The sequence below is a fragment of the Streptomyces sp. NPDC051567 genome (assembly GCF_044454165.1).
Lineage (GTDB): Bacteria > Actinomycetota > Actinomycetes > Streptomycetales > Streptomycetaceae > Streptomyces.
On the sequence record NZ_JBITDK010000045.1, the window covers coordinates 1 to 19,025 of the forward strand.

Genomic DNA, 19,025 nt, shown 5'->3' on the forward strand with positions numbered 1-19,025 from the left:
AACCACGAACCGACCACAACCACCCCCGGCCGCACCAGGACGTCACCACGGCGCACCCGCGGCGCCCTGACAGACCCTCAACCACCCACCCCACCGGCCCTTAGCGGGGGTTCGCCCCGGAACCGGAGTGAGGGCCAGGAGCATGTGCTCCTGGCCCTCACCGTTGTCCCGGCCCCTGGGGATGTCAGCCCAGGAACCGGTCGATGTCCGCCCGGTCCCACAGCGGCGTCCGCTCCACATGCCGGGCCGGCCGCGGCGCCTGCCCGCGCGCCACATACGCCGACCACGTGGAAACCGCGATAGGCCGCCCGTGCCCGCGCAGATAGCGCAGGACCATGTCCCGGGTCATGCCCTGATCCCCCGCACCGGCCTCCAGCGAGGCCACCGGAGTATCCGGCATGTGGCCCAGGACGTGCCAGTCCGGCGGGATCTTCCCCGCCTCACGCTCCAGGTAGGCCACCGGGTCCACCGCCGACCCGGCCGGATACCAGGCCCAACCGCGCCACGACCGCCGCTCCGGCCGGTCCGCCACCTCCTCCGTGTACCACAGCCGCCAGTCCGGCATGACCTCACGCAGAGGCCGCTCGTGCTCCATCCAGATATCAGCAGCCGTCTGCTGGGGAGCCGCGGCGACAGCCTCGGCGAGGGTACGCGCACGGGGCGACAGGACATCGAGATCGACAACGTCGTAAGGCGCCGCAGCGTCCTCGCTGTCCCACCGCAGTTTGATCCGGACCACGTTCATCAGCAACTCTCCTCCTCGGGCGACACCCCCAACGTACAGCCTCACGCTGTACGGCGTCAAGCTGTACGGGTGGCCCGGGTCACCCAGCACCCGGCCCCCTCACACGGACAGGGGGGAGCGGGACCCGCGGACGGAGAGGTACGCGCGCCACGCGCCACGCCCCGGACGACGCGCGGCCACGCCCCGGACGACGCGCGGCGGCGGCCCGGACCCCGGCGGACACGAACCGTGCCGCGCCCCGGCCGCCGGACCCCCGCAGAACCGGGCGGTGACCCCCCCAGCGGCCGAACCGGCCCCGGGCGGAGGCCGGCCCGGCACCCGAGGCGGGCAGCGACCTGGCCGGTGCCCCGGAGCCGGCGCGTCCGGGACGTCCTGGACGTCCTGGACGTGGCCACCACCGAGGCGGACCGTGACGCACTCGGAGGTGACGGCGGTGACCCCGCCCTCACCCGGCAGGCCCCCCGGCACCCGCTACCTCCCGCGGACCTTCCCGTACCGCCGCCGGGACCGGACCGCACTCCGGGGACCGGTCACCCCCATCGTCCCGTCCGGCCGGACCACCAGCCGCTCACCCGGCCGGACCCCCGTCGCGTCGTACGGAGAGAACCGCTGGACCAGATACGAACCGTCAGCACCGCCCAGCCCCCGCACAACACCCCAGCCCCGCCCGCGCAGCCACGTCTCCAGCGCCCCCGTGTCACCCGCGAAGACGAACACCCCGCCGCCGCCGGTCTTCTCCTGTGTGCTCACGGCACATCACCCTCCCAGTGCCAGACCCCGTCCGGGTCCTCCTCCACCGGCCCGTACACCGCACGCCCACCCGGCCCCCAGGACCCGTCCTCCGTGATCAGCGCCGCCCCCGCCCCCAGCTCCCCCGCGGACCAGCCCGTCACATCCGCCCACTGGCCATCCAGCGCCCCGCCGCACAACTCCCGGTACTCCCGGCCCGCCACCCGGTACGGATACGGATCATCCCGCTCCGACCCGTACACCCGCCCACCCACACCCGCTGTATCCATACCACCCACTCTCCCAACCCCACCCCCAACCCCACAGCCGAACCCCCCGAACACCCCCACGACACCCGCCCCCATGACACAATCCGACCAGCACAACAACTCCCCGCACACACGCGGGGATGACCCACTGCCCAGACAGACCCGCTAACACAGGGGCACCCGGTCCCCGCGCACCGCGGGGATGACCCACGGGACCAAGAACCCCACGAACCCGGCCGCCCCGCTCCTACCAGCGGGAACAGCCGGACACCACGAGGGCCAGGAGCAGCCGCTCCTGGCCCTCGCCACATCTACCGGTCTACCGGCCCTTGCTGTAGCACCCCCACTCACGCTCGGCCATGTCGCCCGGCTCCTCGTACCAGCCCTCGATGTCCCGGTCGACCGCCTCACACCGGCACCGGTCACCCTCCCGCCAGTGCGCAGGGCAGTCCTCGTAGTGGTCCCCGTCCTCGCCGTACGGCATGACCCCTCCTCCGTCTTCGTACCGTGGTGGTCCGGCCGGACAGCCGGACCCACAGATAACCGCCCAGTCCAGTACCAGGGCAACAACCCGACCCCCGCGGAAGAACCACCAATTCCGTGGCCGGTGGGACGCGTGGGACACGTGGGACGAGACCCCTCCCCAACCCGGAGACCGCTCCCGGCCCGGCGCCGAGGACCAGGAGCACGCGCTGCTCCTACCGCCCCCGCACCCGGGCCGGCCAGGACACCTCCACCCAGCACCAGCCCCCGCCCGACCGGACCCGCTCCGACACCCGGGCCCCGCCCAGCACCCCCAGCCCCACCGCCCCCGCCCCGGGCGCCGTCAGCCGCTCCACCGCCAGCCCGGCCGGACCCTCCCCCAGCACGTCCAGCACATCCGCGCCGGTCTCCGGCAGCCACCCGGACACCCGGTCCGTCCCGGTCACCGCCTCCGCCAGGACCAGCACCGGGTCATCGAGACGGACCGTCCGGACCGCGCCCGTACGCGTCCCCGCGCCGGACACCCGCAGGCTCGCCGTTCCGGGCGCGCCCGGAACCGCGAGCCTGCCCGCGGCGAGCAGCCAGGCCACGACCGCCCGCCGCTCGAACACCGGCCGCACCCCGGTGCCCTGGCCCGCCACCGGGGGCGGGAACCCGGGCAGGCGCCGCCGCCAGGACGTCACCGCCACCCGCCCCACCCCCGCGATCCGGGCCACCTCCCCCAGCTCCACCAGGTCCCCACCCGGCACCACCGGCAGCAGCACGGCGAGGAGGGAACGGCGGCCCGGACCCGTCCGGCGCACCCCCCACCAGTCCACCGCAGGCCGCACCACCGGCAGCAACGCCACATCCACCGCCGAATACAGCGGGACCTCGACCACACCCCCGCACGCCCGGCCGAGATCGACGTCCACCCTGCCCACCGGCGACACCCAGCCGAGACGGACCACATGATCGAAATCCGTCCGGCGCACCCCCAGACGCACCGCCGCCTCACCCGGCCCCAGCGGCACACACCGGTCCAGCACAGCAGGCAGGTCCCGGCGCCGGGCCAGCGCGGCCACCTGATCCGGATGCACATCCGGGAACTCCCGCTCCCCGCCCAGACGCACCAGATACCCGGCGCGCACCAGATGCCCGACCGCCGCAGCCGTCACCCGAGGGCGGCGCAGCGGCACCGGCACCCCCAGCGCCTCCGTCAGCCGCTCCGCCGCCCAGCACGCCGGGACCGGCCCCCGCAACCCAGCCCGCACCCCCTCCGCATCCACCGACTCCACCACCACCCGCGACCACCGGCCCTCGCCGGCATCCGCCGCCGGGACCAGGCCCGACCCCGCCGCCCACCGCCACGCCGCCAACGACACCCTGAGCCGGACAGCCGCCCCCGCCTCGTCGAACACCTCACGCCGCTCCCCGCACACCGGAACGCACCTCCCATCGCACACCGGACGCACCCGACCACCGGGCCATGCCCGGAACATGCCGGTACATCACGGTAAGTGTCAAGTGCCGTGATTCCAGCCAGGGTTGAGAGCACACCACCAGACCCGCACCCGCGTAACGCGAGACGAAGGTTCACCCGGGAGGGTGAATCCCGGCCGCCTCCGGGCCGGGGCCCGCCGGTCCGTCCGGGCGGCCGGTGCCGGGCCGTGAGCAGCCGTCCGTCAGGGCGGGAGCCCCCGGGCGGTGCCGCCTCCGGGTCCGGGGGCGGTGTGCGGGGTCCGGGGTCCGGCCCGGCCCCCGCAGGTGAACTTCCGTCAGATGGCTTGCGCTTCCCGCCGGATGTGGGAAATACTTCCCATGTCGAAAGAGAAGAGGTTCCCGTGAGTGATGATTACCAGCTTGCCGTCATGGTCGAGCCGACCCCCGGCGCGGCACCCGCCCAGCCCCTGGCCCAGGCCCTGGACATCCGCCGCATCCCGGTCGGCCGGACGACCGCCGAGGGCGCGGCCCTGGCCGTCGCCGCACAGGCCCCCGTCCTGCGGGTCCAGCCCCACCCCGACCACGACGCGTGCGGCCACGACCGCACCCACGCCGCCTACCGCCTCACCTGGGCCGTCCCGGTCCTGTGCGAACGCGGCCACCCCCGGACACCCGCCGCCCTGCCCGGCCTGTGGCAGGAGTGCCACACCTGCGCGCTCACCGTCCTGGACCGGTCCCCCCGGCCACCCGGCCCGCACCTGACCTGGTGGGACATCAGCGACGCCACCCACCTGCGCGCCGCACCGCTGCCCCCCGCCGGCCACATCCAGCCCGCCCAGGACCAGAGCCAGGACCAGAGCCAGGACGGCACCGCCGACCGCTACGACTGGCACGGACTCGCCGGCCGCCTCACCGCCCACGGCGCGGCCCGGCCCCGGCGGAGCACCCTCACCCCCGAACAGCAGGTCGCGCTCGCCGGGGCCCACCGCCTCCTCCTCCTGGACGAACTCGCGCGCGCGGAACAGACCCTGCGGGACCGCATGTACCACGCACGCAACAGCGGCCCCGTCCGCCTGTCCGCCCTGACCGGCATCAGCCGCCGCACCGTCCCCGGATGGATCACCGCCACCGCCACCGCCGCCACCGCCCCTTCCCGCACCACCGCCTGAAAGGCCCCGCCATGAACACCCGGCAGACCGTCCGCGTCATCGCCTGCACCCGCCCCGACGAACTGTTCCGGCACTTCACCAGCCGGAGCCAGGCCCAGCCCGCCTACATCGAACTCGACCTGCGCGAGGCCAGCCTCCTGGCCGACTACGACAGCTCCGTCAGCAACGATGTCCCCCGCAGCGTCCTCCACGGCTTCGAGCGCCGCTACCCCGTCCCCGTCCTGACCGCCGCCGCCGCGAACCGGCTGATGGGCGAACTGCTGCCCCTGGCCGGACGAGTCCTCGCGGACTGGACACAGGAGTGGGACGGCGACCAGTACAGGGCCGTCCTCGGCGACGACGCCCAGGCCGCCGAGGCGGAAATCCTCGGCCGGCTCCGGCCGGGCACCGGCGACGGCGACGGCGACGGCGACCAGGGATTCCCCGCCGACGACCTCGTCGGACAGTGGGACCTCGACGCCGTCGTCAACGGCCTGGAGGCCGACGACTACGAGATCGGCCCCGGCACCACCGACGAACGGCTCCGTGAGATCGAGCGCGAGATCCTCGAACCCCTCCTCGGCCTGGACAACTACCCCGTGGTGGTCTGCCACGGCCTCCTCGCCCACCTCACCGCACTCCGCGACAACGCGGAAACCCACGAGGACTGAACGGGTTCAGCACCCGCTCAGCACCCGTTCAGCACCCGTTCAGCGTGGTCCCGGCCGCACACCGGCCGGGACCACACCACGCTCCCGCTCCGACGCACCCCGGCGCCACTCCCGGCACCCGGTCCCCCGGCACCCCGGCCGCAGCGACCCGGACGTACTCCCCCGGTACGCGGCAGCCGTACCGCACCGCGGCTCCGTCTCACCCAGCACGCACAACGCCCACCCGGCCCCGTCCAGCGCCTCGCCGAACACCGGGTCCCACAACGCCCTCCCGTACACCTGATGCACACTCACCCCCGCCTCCCCGGCCGCCACAGCCACCGGCGTCCCCCCACCGACCAGCTCAAGCACCCGCTCCCGCTGCACCCCCGTGAACCTCCCCTCCGCCAGCGCCCGCGTCCGCACCCGGCTCTCCTCCCCATGAGCCGCCACACACACCCCGCACCGGCACCCCACCCGGTACAGCGTCGCGGGCGCGAACACCTCATGGTCATACGACACCTCCACAGGCCGGCCCGCGATCCGCAGCAGCTCCCGCCCCGTCCACGTGTACCGGCGCCCGCCACCCGCCAGCGACTCCCACCGGCTCCCCGGGAACCACCCATGCCTGACCATGCCCTGCAACCCCGCCACCGCGACCCCCAGCAGCCCGGCCACCTCCCGGAGCGTGTACACCCGCCCCGCCACAACCCCCGCCACAACCCCCGCCAGCGGATGAGAAACAGAAACCACCCGAAACTCCCCTCAACCAGGAACAGACCCCGACAGAACCCAACCACCGTACCGACCCCACACCCGCGGGGAGGACACCGGACACCACCGTACCGACCCCACCCCCACACACAGACCAGCCAACAGAACGGGAACAAGGCCCGCCGCGACCGGTCGACTTGGGACGGGATCACAGGGCGGCGATCAGGAGGGCTGCGAGGAAGAGGAAGAAGGCGCGAAATGCCTGGTCAAGGGCATTCCGTCCTGTCGGTGACCTTCGCGAGCCAGGCGAGGCTGGATCGGCGTTCCGCCCACCAGTGCGATGCGGCGTCCAGGCCGAGCCCGACGGTGACGCCGACGACGGTCAGCGGCAGGTCGAGGACGATCGCGGACAGGGCCAGGAGCAGCACCTTGGTGAGGGTCAGGCCGATGACGTGGCGGGTGCAGGCGAGGCGCCCGACGCGGCTGGACTGGCCCGGGTTGCGGTCGTGCTGGCCCTTCTTGGCGCTCTGCGCCGACGTCTGGACCCAGCTTTGTCGCTGCCTTCTTGCCGTGTCTCACTTGCCGCCTCGCTTGCGTGTGGCGAGCCAAGTGGTGACGGCCGCGGCGCCGACGCCGATGATCCGGTGCAGCGCGGCGTCCAGTTCGATCCAGGCGGTGCCGGGGCCGTTGATCTCGGCGTGAGCTTCGCCTTCCTTGTCCAGGCGTACCGCCTGGCAGTGCTCGACGTAGCCGCGCTGGCCCGTCTTGTCCGCGAGCCACAGGAACAGCGCGCCGCGGTCGATCGCCGCGTGCGTCACGCCATTGATGGCTGCGCCGGCCAGGAGTGCGGAGGGTGGGACGCGGTAGCCGAAGGCCCTGGTGAGGGCGACGGCCGCGCCGGTCTGGATCGCGGTGTAGGTGGCGACGTGCAGCGCGACGGCACGGCGGCCCCGGACGGAGGCGGTCATCGTCGGCTCGCCGGTGCGGGGGGTCTTCTCCTCGCCGACAGCCACGCCGTCAAGATAGACCAGGTGCTCGCCGTAGAAGCGCTTGCACTTCGCCGTCGTCGACCCTTGTGCCCAGTGATCACAGAAAGGATGGATCTCGCCGAAGGCGGCCAACAGGCCGCCGAACAGAGCGAGTCGCTCGATGGAACGGTTCATCGGGTCACCGCCACATCCGCGACACGAGCCGAAGCGGACACGGTGGGTGCCGCGATAACGATCTGGTCCCCGACACTGTGGGCCACCCACAGTGTCGCGAACACGGCGGCGAACGTGGCGATGGTAATGGGGTTTGAGACCATGGGTCTCTCCTCTTCTCGTGTTCTGCGGGATGGAGAGCAGGGGCGGCCGGTCGCCTGGCAGTGGACGGCCGCCCCGGGTCGGTCAGCGCTCGCCGTGGACCACGGGGGTGGTGGCCCAGCCGTCGAACGCGGCGGGGTTGTCCCTGAGGACCACGCGCCGGTACTGCGCCGTACTGCGGCCGACGTCCATGGCGGTCGCCAGTTCCTGGACGGTCCCCCCGAGTTCCTCGTGGCGGCGGATCGCGGCGTCGCGGATGGCCTGGAGCCGGGGCAGGAGCCGGTGGTCGAGGCCGGTGATCATGTCGTAGGCGTCTCCGGCGCCGATCTGACGGGACGTCTCCGGGCCCCGGTAGCTCCGGCCGGTCCGCATCGCGGCCAGGGCCCACAGGGCGGTGTCGAACCAGTCGGTCAGCGTGGCGATATCGGCGGAGCCGATGGCGGCCGACTCCTCCGGGGTGAGGCTGATGGTGATGTCCGTGCCGCCGTAACGGGCGTCGGGACCGATGCGGTAGCTGAGCGACTCCATGGCGTTCTCCCTAGCTCGGGCCTGTACAGGTTTCTGCACAAAGAGAACTGTACGGAAACCTGTACAGCGACGCAAGGGCAACTCCCGGGCAGATCACGGCAGTTGGGGAATCGGTCCTGGCCGTCGCGCGTGACGGCCAGGAGGACGAGCACGACGGCTTGTCGCCCAGGAGTCAGCGGTGGACTACGGGCCGGTCGATGTCCCGGTGCGCAACGGTGACCACCAGGTCGTCCTCGCCCTGGTGGGCGGCCCGGATGTGGCCGGGGAGGGCCAGGGCGACCGCGGCGGCGCGGTGCTTGCCCCCGGCGCACGAGACGCCGACGCGGACCGGGCCGGCGGACGGTCCGGCGCGGAACGCCAGGACCTGGAGAGCGGTGGCCCGGAGCAGTTCGGGGATGCCGGGTGTGTCCAGGACCAGGCGGCTCACGGCGAGGTCACGGCCGGTCATCTCCCTCATCTGCGGGCTGACCCGGTGCGGGTCCCGGAAGTGCCGCCTGAGGTCGAGGTCGATGTGGAGACCCTCCGGTGAGGGCCCGTGCAGGTGCCCGTACGAGACGATCTCGACGTCCGGCACGGCAACAGCGGTAGCGACGGTCATGACTTCTTCTCCTCGATGTCAGCGGCGGTCCCGGCGGCAACGTCCGCGCCGGTGGAGTGCGGGTAGGGGGTGACGGCCCAGGTCTCCCAGCCGTCCGGTGGGCGCCTGGTGACGACCAGGCGGCGGGACTGCGCGGTGGACCGGGGCGTGCCGAGGGCGCGGGTGAGGTCGGCAATGGTGCCGCTGTGTTCGGCGTGGGCGCGGACCGCGGCGTCCAGGGCGCCCTGGACGCGGGGCTGGAGGTGGCCGCCGAGGGCGGCGATGCCGTCCAGGTAGTCGGAGAGGACGGGCCCGTACTCCCGCATCTCGTCCGGGGTCAGGGTCCGGCCCTGGCGGAGCCGGGAAACCGCCATCAGCAGGGCGAAGCAGTCGCGGCCGAGCTGGACGGCGTCGGCGCCGAGGAGTTCGTACTCCTCGGCGGTGAGGGTCATGCGGATGTCGAGTCCGCCGGGGTGGGTGGCGTCGCCGCCGCTCTCGAAGGTGAGGGACACGTGTGCTCCGTCAAGGGTCAGGTCGTCGTGGGCAGGGGGGCGGGGGTGGGGTTGGGGATGCCTGCGGCGGCGGAGACCTGCGCCCCGGTCAGGGTGAGATCGCCGGTGGCGAGGAGCGCCAGGGCGACGGCGGTGATTTCCTCCCACAGGTCATCGAGGGTGGCCTCGGTCGCCTCTTCGACCTCCGTCCAGGTGCATCCGTACCCGGGCGCCGCGCCCTGGAGGACGACGGTGTACCCGGCGGCGGCGAGGACGGAGACCGCGGTGTCCCGGTCGTGGGAGGCGTCGCACGAGTCCAGGGTCACCGCGGTGAGCAGGCCGGCGGCGGCGAGCTGGCGGCGGTCCGCCGCTCCCCCGGCGGCGGCCTGGACCGCGAACCCAAACTCCGACACCGGGGCGCAGTGGGCCCAGGTCGTGACCCCGGACCATCCGGACCGCCCGTCACGGGTCAGCCGGTGCACGGAGACCCGCTCGCAGCTCATCCCGATGTACATCCCGACCACCGCGTGAGCGGCCTCGTGGAAGGCCAGCCCCCGCTGGACCTGGCTGAGCGTCAGCCCGCTGGGCTTCGCGGTGGGCAGGGTGTGGTGGTCGTTGATATTGATCGCGGTCATGGAGGACCCCTCTCGATGTAACGAAGGTTCGTTACATCGAACAGTAACGAACCTTCGTCACTTTGGGAAGGGGGTGCGGCACCCCACCCCGCATCAGGTAGAAAAGACACGAGACCCGGAGCGCCGATATCGCTCCGGGCCTCGCCGTTCTGCTGGTCCGTCAGGACTCGGCATCCATCATGGTCTCCAGCCCGGTCGGCTGGTAGCCGCCGTCCAGCAGGACCACGGCCCCCTTGCGGATGTCACCGGCGGCGGTCTGCTTCAGGCCCAGGACTTCCATGATCGTGCTGAGCAGGACCGCCTCCGGGTCGCCTCCGGCAGCCAGGATCATCCGGGCCACCTGCCGCTCCGAGCGCTCACGCGGGCTCAGACGGGCGAAGTCGTCGGCCTGCTGGGCGCGTGCCTCGATCAGAGTCGTCTCGTACCGCGCCTCCGCCGCCTCCTTCGCGGCCACCGCCTTCTCCCGCTCCGCCTCCGCCTTCCTGGCCTCGGTCCGCTCCTTCACCTCGGCCTGGCGCAGAGACTCCGCCTCCGCACGCTGACGCTCCGCCTTTGACTTGACCGCCTCCGCGCGCTGACGCTCCGCCTCCGCCTCCGCCTTCTCCGCCGACGCGTTGTCCTCGGCCGCCTTGCGGCGCGCGGCGGCCGTCTGCGCCGACTCCAGCGCCTGCGTCTCCACCTGGGACTGCCGCTCCGCCGCCACACGGCGGTGCTCCGCCGCCGCCTTGGCCGCCCCCGCCTCCGACCTCGCCCCGGCCGTCACGGCCTCCGCAGTCGCAGCCGCGGACGCCTTCCTGGCCGCCTGCTCGTGCACGGCAACTTCGATGTCGGCGTCGTCCGCCAGCGCCCGCAGCCGGTCCGCCTTGACCTGCTGACGCTGGCGCTCCGCCTCCACCCGCCCTCGCTCCGCCTCCGCGTGCACCTGGTCCGCCTCCGCACGCTGGCGCTCCTCCGCCGCCGCCCTCCACTTCGCCGGGAGCGCGAGAGCCTCCTCCACGGTGTAGCCCTGGCCCGCCATCGTCATCGGCAGCATCTGCTCATCGGTCGCCTCCGCCAGGTCCCCGCCCAGCTCCTGCTTCAGCCACACCCGGTAGCCCTCCAGCGCCCTCCTGCGCTCCACCATCTCCGGGTAGCTGCGGATGACCGCCAGCCTCATCTCCCGGTACAGCCGCGGCGTCCTCCACGGCGACAGCACCCACCGGTGCAGCGGGATACGGTCGATGGCCGTACCGTCCTCCAGCCGGCAGGCATGCACGATCAGGCGCCGGACGGCCTCCACACCCACGATGAACAGCAGCGGCATCAGACCGTGCCAGAACATCCGCACAGGACCCGGCAGCGCCCCGGCCTCCGCCGCCCCAGTGGCGCCCGCAGCCGCGTTGATGAGCACGGTGGCCGCGGTCATGCCGTGGGCGGCGAACCGCAGCAGCGGCCAGGGAGTCCGACGGCGCGTCATGTACAGGTCCAGGGCGAGGAACCCGAGGATCGCCCCGTCCAGGCCGATGGGAATCCACGGCGCCAGCCACGCCGCGAACCCGGCCGCCTCCGCCTTGGCCGCGACCGTGGTGTACGAGGCCGCGAACCCGATGACGGTCACCGGGATCATGCCCAGCAGGGCCGCCACCGCCAGCAGCCGAGTGACCCTCCCGGCCACCGGGGCCGGGGCCGGGGCCGGGGCGGAGCCGGGCGCGGCCACCGTGTGCCCGGCCGGAACGCCCTCCCGTCCGGCCGGAGCACCGGAGCGCCGGACCGGAACACCGGCCGGTGTTCCCGGAGCCGGGACACCGGCCGCCGGAGTGGTGACGGACCACGGCGTCCCCGGCACGCCCGGGTCGGTGGCCGTGGTGCCCGCAGCGAGGGCCGGCCCCGGCTCGATCGTCATCGTCATGTCTGTGGTCCTTTGCTCGATCTGGTGGTGTGCCGGGCGGACCGGAGGGTCCGCCCGGCGGCCCCGGACCGGTGCGGTCCGGGGGCAGGTGTCAGTTGTCGGCGAGCAGGGCGTAGGGGAAGGGCTGATCCTCCATACGGACTCCGGCCGACCTGATCCAGTACCAGTGGAACGGGAACCGGGGAGCGCGCAGAGCCATCAGCGCGACGGCGCGGTGGTGGCCGTCTGCCACGTAGACGTCGCCGTAGCGGTCGGAGACACCCAGGACGATCGGGACGGTCAGGCCATGGCGGGGGATGGAATCCAGCAGGCCGGTCATGATCGCCGCGTCCTTCTCACGCCGGGCGAACCGCCGCTGGGCGTCGGCCCAGCGGGTGTACTCGGTGGGGCGGATCTTGTCGTCACGCAGCAGCGCGGCGGGCATCCAGCCTCGGTACGGCACGCCCCTCACCCGCCGCTCTGCGTGGCCGTGGTGCTGCGTGCGATCACGCCGCGCGTGGTGGTCGCGATGTGGGTGTGCTCCTGGCGGACCGGGCCGGTGTAGTGGTGGTGGTGCGTGGCGGGGGCCGCCCCGGCGGCCTGCCGGGCGCGGCTGATCACCCCGGCGAGGGCGACGAGGGCCGCGACGGGGGCGGCACCGGCCACGGCCAGGACGAGCGGGTCGACCTGGCCGAGGACCCACAGGACCAGGGCGGCCGAGCCGCCGGCCGGGACCGAGGCCACCCCGGCGGCGAGCATCAGCGCGGAGGCGTCCGTGGCCCGCTGCGACATCGGCGGGCGGCCGGGCTGGGCGACCGGCGGCGTCGGGCCGGTCAGGGGCAGCGGGGAGGCGTCCCGGTAAGCGACCGGCGCCGTCCCGGTGGGGGTGTAGGCGGCCTCGACGGCCGCGATCAGGGCGGCGGCCTGGTCGGCGGCGCCGGTTTCGGGGGGCTGAACCATCACTCGGATTCCTTACGGTGAGTCACTGTCAGAGGAATGTCAGGGAGGGGGATTCCTGACAGTCAGAGCGACTGTCAGGGCCTTTCAGCAGGGATTTCCGTGACTTCCCCTTAGGCCCCGGCCGGGCCTGACTGTCGGAAGTCAGGCCCGGCCGTGACTGTCAGACCGTCACGGTCCGTGACGGCTAGGCGGGGACGAGCGGGGACTGCACGATCGTGTAGGAGCCGTGGGAATCGCGGCGGATCACCCCGGCCTCCACCAGCCGCTTCAGCTCGCCCTGCATCCACGGGCGCCTCCGCCCGGCCGCGACGGTCGCCGGGATCAGGTCGGCCGGCTCGAACTCCAGCCGCTGGTGCCGCACCCAGCCGTCCAGCTCGGAGTAGAGGAGGTGGCGGGCCTCCTCGGTGGAGCAGCGGGCCCGCGCCTCGAACTCCATGCCGCCCTCGGGGTCGGCCTCGGGGACATCGCCGTCCAGGCCGATACCCGCGTAGTCGGCGTCCGGCTCGGGGTCACCGGGGATGCCGCTCATGATGTCGTCGTAGATGTCCTGGATCTCCACGGCCGTGGTCTCCTCGATGTCGGTGTCGTCGTCCATGGCGGGGTCCTCGACGGGGTCGGCGGAGCGGGCCGGAGCCGGTGCGGCCGGTGCGGGTACCGGAGCCGGGACCGGTGCGGGCGGAGCGGGCTTCCGCGTGACCGGAGCCGGGGCGGAAACGCCGGGCGCCGGGGCGGGGATGGCCACCGATCCGGGCGGAGCAGCGGCGACGGCGGCGCGCAGCGCCTCGGTCGCCGCTGCGGCCGACTTCTCGACCCCGGGCGTCAGCCGGTTGGTGCCCTTGTGGGTGCGCTGGGCGTACGCCTGCCCGAGCGCGGCAGCGGTCGCCTCGTCCAGCGGGTCGCGGTACGGGGCGGCGGCGGCCACCAGGGCCGCGAGGACGTCCCGGTCGGTGAGGGACGAGCGGGTCTCCATCGTCCACCGGTCCTGCCGGATGCCCATGCCGGTGGCGAAGCCGTAGCCGGGCCGGTCCGAGCCCCACGCGGGGACGGCCCCGGCGGCGGTGACGGAGTCCGGCAGGCAGAACCCCGCGTCGCCCGCGTCGTTGACGCCCATGCACACCGCGCCCTGGAGGTTGGCCCGGATGTCCGTGGACAGGTTTCCCCAGGTGGCGCGCTGGAGGCTGATCCCGAGCCAGATCCCGACCGAGCGGGCCTTGCGGGCGGTCTCCTCCAGCTCGGAGAAGTCCGCGACGTCCGCCGCCTCCTCGATCCAGACCATCACCGCGTTGAGAGACGACCGGGGCTCCCACTGGTCCAGGCCCTCCGCCGCGAGGACGTCACCACGGGCCTTGATCGCGGCCGGGAGCGACTTCACCAGCCGCTTGGCCTCCTTCGCGTCCTGGATGAACCAGTCGATCGCGTCGGCCAGGTGACCGACCGTCTGACGGCCCTTGGCCAGGTCGACCAGGATGACGCTCATCTTCTGCCGGGTCGCCAGGTGCGCCAGGAGGGTACGCAGCAGCTCCGACTTGCCCGCCCCGGTGACGCCCATCACCAGGACGTGCTGGAGGATCTTCGCGGCGAACGGACTGACCGTCCACAGCTCTCCGTCGGCGTACATCCCCAGCGGGATGTCCTCCGTCGGCAGCAGCCCGAACGCCGTCGGCAGCATGAACGCCACGCCGTCCTTGAGCAGGTCCGCGACCCGCAGGGAGACCGTGCCCCGCGAGGCGTCCTCCGGGTCCGGGGTGACGACCACCCCGGACGGCGGGACCTGGAGCGCGGCGGCCACCGTCGCGGCCGTCGACTGGACCGCGGCGATCGTCCCGCCGGGCCCGACCTCGATCGCCGCCCTGACGCTTCCCTTGCCAGTGCCCTTGGCGTCCTTGACGCTGACCTTCTCCCAGCCGATCGCCTGCTGGAGCTTCGCCAGCGTCCCGCCGCCGTTGGTCTCCTCGACCTCCGGGCCCCCGCCCGCACCGGCCATGAGCTGGCGGGCGTTCCACGACGCGGCCACGAGCGCGCCGCCCATCAGCCACAGGTCGAGCATCGGGCGGCCGAACGGGCCGGCGGACACGGCGCAGGTGAGCCAGCCCATCCCGGCCGCGACCGTCGCCGTCGCCTGCACCCGCCGGAACTTACTGAACTTCGTGTTCCCGCCGGACACCTTCCACGTGACGACCGACAGGCCGACCCCGCCCAGCGCGATCCCCGCCGACGCCAGGCCGGCGGACAGGGCGCCGTCGCCCCACAGCAGGTTCACCGCGCCCCCTGCGAGGGGCGGCAGCGTCGCCGCCGCGATCCACGGCGGGGTGTACGGGAGGGCCTTCGCCAGGACGTACCCGCCCACCGCCCCCCCGGCCCTCTTCCCGGCCGGGACGATCTCGCCCCTGGTCGGCTCACGGCCCGTCATCGGGTTCCCTCCTCGTACACGTCAGGGTTGTCGGCGATCTCGCAGGCCGTCGAGCAGTAGGGGAAGACGCCCGGCGCCCCGCACAGCAGGCACTCGAAGCCGTCCATCAGCTCTCCCCGATCGTGAAGGTCTTCTTCGGGGCGGCCTTGCCGGAGCGGGCCCGCTTGGCCTCCTGCTCCGGCTTGACGAAGTGCCGGTCGAACGCGGCGGCCATCTTCAGCGCGCCGACACCGAGCGCCTTCGCGGCCTCCGCGCTGACCTTCAGGTGCGCGGAGACCAGCCGGGCCTTCACCCGCGAAGAGGTGCCGAAGTGGTACCACTTGCCCTTGTAGGTGCTGAGCACCCCGTTGATCTCCTCGGCCCGCATCCCGAGGATCAGGTGCAGCTCACGCCCGAGGTGGTTGATGGCCTTCGCCAGCGCCAGGATGTCCTTGTCGGAACGGATCTCGATCCGCTCGATCGCGTAGATCATCCGGTCACCCTGGTGCCGGTCCGCCGCACCGCCGTCAGCCGGCCCCGCACCCCCGCCACCGCCGTTCCCGCCGTCCCCGTTCCCGCCGTTGCGGGTGTAGTTGACGGTCACCGGAGGGACGAACGACCCGGCCGCCGCCCCGGCGACACCGCCGACGAACGCCCCCGCCGCCGACGCGGTCCGGGTCACCCGCGACGCACCGACCCCCGACCCGGCCGGGCCGCCGTGCAGCTGCTCCGCCCCCGGACCGGAGGAGTCCACGGGCACCTGCCGGGGAGCCTGCGCCGACACCGCCCGTGCCCGGCGCACCCGCGCCCGCTCCCCCGCCGACCCGCCACGGGACCCGGGCACCCGCGCACCAGACGCGTCCGGGACTTCTTCGGCCTGCCAGTCGTACGGGCCCGATGCCATGGTGCTCATCCCTGGGTCTCCTCGTCGTTGTGAAGCGTGATCGCGCCGAACCACATCGGCGTACGGAGGTCAATCAGTTCGATGTCCGGGTCACCGGACGCCTCGACCGCGTCCGCGGCCGCCCCGATCAGCTCGTGCGCCGCCAGAAACCTCGCGGTCGCCAGCGCGGCGTAGATGTCCGTGGGGCGCATCCGCGTCACCGTCAGCAGCCGGACCGCGACACGCCCGGCCCGCGCCAGCCGCGAACCCGCGTCCACCACCCGGTCCACCAGCGCGATACGCACCTGTCCGTACGCCATCACCGGCCACCCCCCGCCGCCTGCGCCGCCAGCTCCGCCGCCAACCGCGCCGGCGGGGAGAGTTCGGAGAGCACCGTGTACTCGTCGTGGTCGGCGACCGACCAGCCGACCGGGTCACCATGGTCGGCACGGAAATCAGCGAGCGTCATGATCGTCATCTGCTGCTCCTCGGACAGAAAGGGTCTGGTCAGCGCCGGGCCCCGGTCGGGGCCCGGCGCGTAGTGCGGGGTGGAGGTCGGTGACCCGGTGGCCTGCCTCCCACGCGGCCGCCGCGGTGAGTGCGGCGGCCGCGAGGAACGCGAGGGTGACCGGGTGGTCCGGGCCGCGGGCGGCGATGGCCCGTACCGCACGCTGCTGCGCGCGGCGGGCGGCCCGTATCCGGGGGCGAGAGTCAGCCGCGGGCACTGCTCAGCAGTAGCCGCACGACAGGTCGCTGTCACCGTTGAGGCAGCCGCAGCTCGGGCAGGCCCACGAGGTCAGCGCCCTGACCAGGCGTCGCAGGGCGGTCATGCCGCCCACCCCCAGCCGGCGGCCAGTTCGTCGTCCTCGTAGCCGCGGCGGTTGTCGTCGTCGGTCATGTCGTCGATGAGGCCGCCGATCAGGTCCAGTTCCAGGTCGCCGATGAAGGCGGCGTCGGCCATGTCGACCAGGGCGCAGAGGCGGGTGTACTCAGCGAGGCCGGTCTCGGGGCCGACAGGGCCGAGGACGAGGTCGACATCGATGCCGAGGACCGCGGAGAGGCCGGTCCGGTCGACGGCGAAGAGAGTGGTGTCCGGCGGCGGCTGTGTGGCGGGGTGCAGATACGAGATGATGCTGTCCATCGTTCAACTCCTGGGTTTGAGGGGTTGTCCGTACGAGCGGCCCCGCCCGGGTGTTACAGCACCTGAGAGTTCGGGGCCGCTCCCCGTTGGCGGGGAGGTCATGCAGGTCAGGCGGTGTGGGTGATCCGGTTGGTGCAGGGGGTGCACTTGCTGCGGTCTTGCTGTGCTGAGCGGTCCCGCTGCGAGCAGCAGAAATCGCTCTGCAATCGGGTCGCCGCTGTGTGCTGCCCTCCGATGTCTTAAGTGAAGCACTATACTTAAGGAACGTCAAGCACTAGACTGCACACATCAACCCGGAGATCAGGAGGACGTGATGGAAGGCAGGAGGAAGGGCAGAGAGGGTGGATACGGGCAAATCGCCGCCCACTTCCGGGCCCTGATCAGCAGCGGGGAACTTGCGCCCGGGGATGCCCTGCCGTCGATGCGCGCAGTGTGTGAGCAGTTCGGAACGACGATCGTCACGGCGAATCGCGCGTACCGACTCCTCCAAGAGGAGGGGCTAACGACCTCGAAGTCGGGTGTGGGCACGGTCGTCCGCAGCTGGAGCCGGGTTCGTATCCCGTTCAGCGTCTACGAGTCGGCCATGGCCCCCGGCGATAAGGGCCCCTGGGAGCGCGCGACCGCAGCACAGGGGCTTGATGGCCGGATGTCGGTCCAGCCGCCGGAACGGACGATCGCACCAGCCGACATCGCACAGGCCCTTGGAGTAGAGCCCGGTGCGTCCGTAATCTTTCGGCGTCGCCGCGCCATGATCGGGGATGAGGTGATCCAGATTCAGGATGCGTGGTACCCGGTCGACATCGCGCGGACTGCTGGCCTGGACACCTCCGGGAAGATCACGGGCGGCATCTTGGCCGCGATGACTACGGTCGGCCTCCTGCCGACCGAGGCAGACCACCGAGTGACCGTCTGGGTGCCAACCAGCGAGCAGGCGACAGAGCTGTCCCTGGGCAGCCGAGTGTCTGTCCTCGTTGTCGAGCGCGTCACCCGCGACCAGGAAGGGCGTGTGCTTGAGGTAGCCCGTATCACTGGGGCGGCCGACCGCATGGAGCTGGTCTACGAGCGTCTGCCGCTCACCAGTCGAACCTCATAGCCCCGTAGGTGAGCTGGAGCGTCCCTCACGGGGCGTAGTCTCACCCGCACAGCACATGAAAATGCCCGCCGTGCTCCACCTGGGACTGCGAATCCCGGAGTGGCGGCGGGCGACCTAGCAAGGTCTCCTGCGAGTGTACCCGCGCTGACGATGATCACGCGGACACTTCGCCGGGAGGCCGGAAAGGACAGCCGTGATCACGGCTGAATACGGCCCGGGCCGGTACCGGTCCGAGGCCCGTCGCGACATCGGGTCCACCCGATCGGGGGTGGCCCGGTGAGTCTGTACCCGGAGGTACGGCGCGGCGGGAATCTGCCGTACGGGCAGGTGTGCAACCAGTGGGTGTGTGATCCGCGGTACTCAACGAACTGCCGGACGCTCTACGCCATCCTCGTGTCCTACGCCGATACCGGCGACCGGAACACCGATCGCGGCCGCCCGTACCGCAAGGCCCTGGCTGCGCAGCTCGGCGGGTCCGTATCGACGCTCGACCGGACGCTCCTCGAAGGGGAGGTCGCCGGGCTGTGGACAGTGACCGAGCGGAAGGACCGGGCGAACCCGGACCTGAACGAGGCGAATGTCTACCAGCTGCATGACGCGCCGCTGATGTACGCGGGCCGGGGCGAGTGGAGTGATCCGCTGCCCGCAGGCGTCCTGGCGGCCGATATCGCGAAGCGGCGCGTCGAGGAGCGGCGTGCGGCCAAGCGGGCCGCGGGCACAGTCCGCAGGGGTGGTGTGGCCAAGGGTGTCAGCACGAAGAAGCTGCGCGAGCAGCGCGAGAGCGGGCACACGTCGGACGGCACCTCAGACGGTGGCACGGGCGGACCGGCCACGGACAAGCCGGCCGGTCCGGAGATGTCTCAGGATCAGAGGGGTGGGGGGGGCGGGGGGGGGCCCCCCCGCCCCCCCCGGGGGGGGCCCCCCCCCGGCCCCGGCCGGGCGCGGGGGGGGGGGGGGGGCGGGAACCGGCGCACAACACACCACCCCCCCCCGCGCC

The 19,025-nt window shown here is 72.8% G+C and carries 23 protein-coding genes; 3 read left to right on the forward strand and 20 right to left on the reverse strand.

The genetic code is table 11. From position 1 onward, the window contains the following. Nucleotides 1–184: 184 nt before the first annotated feature. The 5 genes from ACIA5F_RS29490 to ACIA5F_RS29510 all read right to left on the reverse strand — a co-directional run bounded on the left by ACIA5F_RS29490 (nucleotide 185) and on the right by ACIA5F_RS29510 (nucleotide 3,626). Nucleotides 185–751, reverse strand: coding sequence for a hypothetical protein (locus tag ACIA5F_RS29490; protein WP_399358238.1), 567 nt, complete (start codon nucleotides 749–751; stop codon nucleotides 185–187). Nucleotides 752–1,216: 465 nt separating this feature from the next. Continuing rightward, nucleotides 1,217–1,495, reverse strand: a complete 279-nt coding sequence (locus tag ACIA5F_RS29495; RefSeq protein WP_399358239.1) for a hypothetical protein — start codon at nucleotides 1,493–1,495, stop codon at nucleotides 1,217–1,219. After that, nucleotides 1,492–1,764: a hypothetical protein gene (locus tag ACIA5F_RS29500; RefSeq protein ID WP_399358241.1), complete on the reverse strand. Its 273-nt coding sequence runs from the start codon at nucleotides 1,762–1,764 to the stop codon at nucleotides 1,492–1,494. Before ACIA5F_RS29500 ends, ACIA5F_RS29495 begins: the two co-directional genes overlap by 4 nt. Nucleotides 1,765–2,062: 298 nt before the next feature. Next, complete coding sequence (locus tag ACIA5F_RS29505) at nucleotides 2,063–2,227, reverse strand: hypothetical protein (protein ID WP_399358243.1); 165 nt, start codon at nucleotides 2,225–2,227, stop codon at nucleotides 2,063–2,065. Between the two features lie 214 nt (nucleotides 2,228–2,441). Continuing rightward, nucleotides 2,442–3,626 carry a hypothetical protein gene (locus ACIA5F_RS29510; protein ID WP_399358245.1) on the reverse strand — a complete coding sequence of 395 codons (1,185 nt, stop codon included), beginning with the start codon at nucleotides 3,624–3,626 and terminating at the stop codon, nucleotides 2,442–2,444. Nucleotides 3,627–4,049: 423 nt separating this feature from the next. Between ACIA5F_RS29510 and ACIA5F_RS29515 the strand changes: the two genes are divergently transcribed. Beyond that, nucleotides 4,050–4,817, forward strand: coding sequence for a hypothetical protein (locus ACIA5F_RS29515; protein ID WP_399358247.1), 768 nt, complete (start codon nucleotides 4,050–4,052; stop codon nucleotides 4,815–4,817). Between the two features lie 11 nt (nucleotides 4,818–4,828). Further along, nucleotides 4,829–5,467, forward strand: coding sequence for a hypothetical protein (locus tag ACIA5F_RS29520; RefSeq protein ID WP_399358249.1), 639 nt, complete (start codon nucleotides 4,829–4,831; stop codon nucleotides 5,465–5,467). A gap of 959 nt (nucleotides 5,468–6,426) precedes the next feature. Here the strand turns inward: ACIA5F_RS29520 and ACIA5F_RS29525 are convergent. The 14 genes from ACIA5F_RS29525 to ACIA5F_RS29590 form a co-directional block, all read right to left on the reverse strand. Beyond that, nucleotides 6,427–6,588 (reverse strand): hypothetical protein, encoded by a 162-nt coding sequence (locus tag ACIA5F_RS29525; protein ID WP_399358251.1) that lies wholly within the window; start codon nucleotides 6,586–6,588, stop codon nucleotides 6,427–6,429. Between the two features lie 147 nt (nucleotides 6,589–6,735). Then, nucleotides 6,736–7,323, reverse strand: a complete 588-nt coding sequence (locus ACIA5F_RS29530; protein ID WP_399358253.1) for a hypothetical protein — start codon at nucleotides 7,321–7,323, stop codon at nucleotides 6,736–6,738. A 225-nt stretch (nucleotides 7,324–7,548) separates the two neighbouring features. Continuing rightward, entirely contained in the window at nucleotides 7,549–7,992 is a 444-nt protein-coding gene (locus ACIA5F_RS29535; protein ID WP_399358255.1) for a hypothetical protein, read from the reverse strand. Between the two features lie 172 nt (nucleotides 7,993–8,164). Beyond that, complete coding sequence (locus ACIA5F_RS29540) at nucleotides 8,165–8,590, reverse strand: ATPase (RefSeq protein ID WP_399358257.1); 426 nt, start codon at nucleotides 8,588–8,590, stop codon at nucleotides 8,165–8,167. Further along, entirely contained in the window at nucleotides 8,587–9,081 is a 495-nt protein-coding gene (locus ACIA5F_RS29545) for a hypothetical protein (RefSeq protein ID WP_399358259.1), read from the reverse strand. Before ACIA5F_RS29545 ends, ACIA5F_RS29540 begins: the two co-directional genes overlap by 4 nt. Nucleotides 9,082–9,098: 17 nt before the next feature. After that, nucleotides 9,099–9,695, reverse strand: a complete 597-nt coding sequence (locus tag ACIA5F_RS29550; protein WP_399358261.1) for a hypothetical protein — start codon at nucleotides 9,693–9,695, stop codon at nucleotides 9,099–9,101. Between the two features lie 160 nt (nucleotides 9,696–9,855). Continuing rightward, nucleotides 9,856–11,583, reverse strand: coding sequence for a DUF2637 domain-containing protein (locus tag ACIA5F_RS29555; RefSeq protein ID WP_399358263.1), 1,728 nt, complete (start codon nucleotides 11,581–11,583; stop codon nucleotides 9,856–9,858). Nucleotides 11,584–11,674: 91 nt separating this feature from the next. Further along, on the reverse strand, nucleotides 11,675–12,025 hold the full coding sequence (locus ACIA5F_RS29560) for a ParB/RepB/Spo0J family partition protein (RefSeq protein ID WP_399358265.1): 351 nt from the start codon (nucleotides 12,023–12,025) through the stop codon (nucleotides 11,675–11,677). Nucleotides 12,026–12,030: 5 nt separating this feature from the next. Then, on the reverse strand, nucleotides 12,031–12,522 hold the full coding sequence (locus ACIA5F_RS29565) for a hypothetical protein (protein ID WP_399358267.1): 492 nt from the start codon (nucleotides 12,520–12,522) through the stop codon (nucleotides 12,031–12,033). Between the two features lie 184 nt (nucleotides 12,523–12,706). Further along, a complete protein-coding gene (locus tag ACIA5F_RS29570) occupies nucleotides 12,707–14,932 on the reverse strand; it encodes an FtsK/SpoIIIE domain-containing protein (protein ID WP_399358269.1) in 2,226 nt (741 codons plus the stop codon). Nucleotides 14,933–15,038: 106 nt separating this feature from the next. Next, nucleotides 15,039–15,824: a hypothetical protein gene (locus ACIA5F_RS29575; RefSeq protein WP_399358270.1), complete on the reverse strand. Its 786-nt coding sequence runs from the start codon at nucleotides 15,822–15,824 to the stop codon at nucleotides 15,039–15,041. Further along, nucleotides 15,821–16,114 carry a hypothetical protein gene (locus tag ACIA5F_RS29580; RefSeq protein WP_399358272.1) on the reverse strand — a complete coding sequence of 98 codons (294 nt, stop codon included), beginning with the start codon at nucleotides 16,112–16,114 and terminating at the stop codon, nucleotides 15,821–15,823. The genes ACIA5F_RS29575 and ACIA5F_RS29580 overlap by 4 nt, the downstream gene beginning before the upstream one ends. Further along, nucleotides 16,114–16,272 (reverse strand): hypothetical protein, encoded by a 159-nt coding sequence (locus ACIA5F_RS29585; RefSeq protein WP_399358274.1) that lies wholly within the window; start codon nucleotides 16,270–16,272, stop codon nucleotides 16,114–16,116. Before ACIA5F_RS29585 ends, ACIA5F_RS29580 begins: the two co-directional genes overlap by 1 nt. 348 nt (nucleotides 16,273–16,620) lie before the next feature. Continuing rightward, nucleotides 16,621–16,935 (reverse strand): hypothetical protein, encoded by a 315-nt coding sequence (locus ACIA5F_RS29590; RefSeq protein WP_399358276.1) that lies wholly within the window; start codon nucleotides 16,933–16,935, stop codon nucleotides 16,621–16,623. A gap of 313 nt (nucleotides 16,936–17,248) precedes the next feature. On the opposite strand from ACIA5F_RS29590, the gene ACIA5F_RS29595 reads away from it, so the two are divergent. Further along, a complete protein-coding gene (locus tag ACIA5F_RS29595; protein WP_399358278.1) occupies nucleotides 17,249–18,028 on the forward strand; it encodes a GntR family transcriptional regulator in 780 nt (259 codons plus the stop codon). A 360-nt stretch (nucleotides 18,029–18,388) separates the two neighbouring features. On the opposite strand, the gene ACIA5F_RS29600 is transcribed toward ACIA5F_RS29595, so the two are convergent. Further along, nucleotides 18,389–18,817: a hypothetical protein gene (locus ACIA5F_RS29600; RefSeq protein ID WP_399358280.1), complete on the reverse strand. Its 429-nt coding sequence runs from the start codon at nucleotides 18,815–18,817 to the stop codon at nucleotides 18,389–18,391. Nucleotides 18,818–19,025: the final 208 nt, after the last annotated feature.

Bases quoted from the DNA above. Each gene is read 5' to 3' on its own strand.
- ACIA5F_RS29500 (WP_399358241.1), bottom strand. From the start codon at position 1,764: ATGGATACAGCGGGTGTGGGTGGGCGGGTGTACGGGTCGGAGCGGGAT.
- ACIA5F_RS29505 (WP_399358243.1), bottom strand. From the start codon at position 2,227: ATGCCGTACGGCGAGGACGGGGACCACTACGAGGACTGCCCTGCGCAC.
- ACIA5F_RS29520 (WP_399358249.1), top strand. From the start codon at position 4,829: ATGAACACCCGGCAGACCGTCCGCGTCATCGCCTGCACCCGCCCCGAC.
- ACIA5F_RS29530 (WP_399358253.1), bottom strand. From the start codon at position 7,323: ATGAACCGTTCCATCGAGCGACTCGCTCTGTTCGGCGGCCTGTTGGCC.
- ACIA5F_RS29535 (WP_399358255.1), bottom strand. From the start codon at position 7,992: ATGGAGTCGCTCAGCTACCGCATCGGTCCCGACGCCCGTTACGGCGGC.
- ACIA5F_RS29540 (WP_399358257.1), bottom strand. From the start codon at position 8,590: ATGACCGTCGCTACCGCTGTTGCCGTGCCGGACGTCGAGATCGTCTCG.
- ACIA5F_RS29550 (WP_399358261.1), bottom strand. From the start codon at position 9,695: ATGACCGCGATCAATATCAACGACCACCACACCCTGCCCACCGCGAAG.
- ACIA5F_RS29555 (WP_399358263.1), bottom strand. From the start codon at position 11,583: ATGACGATGACGATCGAGCCGGGGCCGGCCCTCGCTGCGGGCACCACG.
- ACIA5F_RS29565 (WP_399358267.1), bottom strand. From the start codon at position 12,522: ATGGTTCAGCCCCCCGAAACCGGCGCCGCCGACCAGGCCGCCGCCCTG.
- ACIA5F_RS29570 (WP_399358269.1), bottom strand. From the start codon at position 14,932: ATGACGGGCCGTGAGCCGACCAGGGGCGAGATCGTCCCGGCCGGGAAG.
- ACIA5F_RS29575 (WP_399358270.1), bottom strand. From the start codon at position 15,824: ATGAGCACCATGGCATCGGGCCCGTACGACTGGCAGGCCGAAGAAGTC.
- ACIA5F_RS29580 (WP_399358272.1), bottom strand. From the start codon at position 16,114: ATGGCGTACGGACAGGTGCGTATCGCGCTGGTGGACCGGGTGGTGGAC.
- ACIA5F_RS29585 (WP_399358274.1), bottom strand. From the start codon at position 16,272: ATGACGATCATGACGCTCGCTGATTTCCGTGCCGACCATGGTGACCCG.
- ACIA5F_RS29590 (WP_399358276.1), bottom strand. From the start codon at position 16,935: ATGGACAGCATCATCTCGTATCTGCACCCCGCCACACAGCCGCCGCCG.
- ACIA5F_RS29595 (WP_399358278.1), top strand. From the start codon at position 17,249: ATGGAAGGCAGGAGGAAGGGCAGAGAGGGTGGATACGGGCAAATCGCC.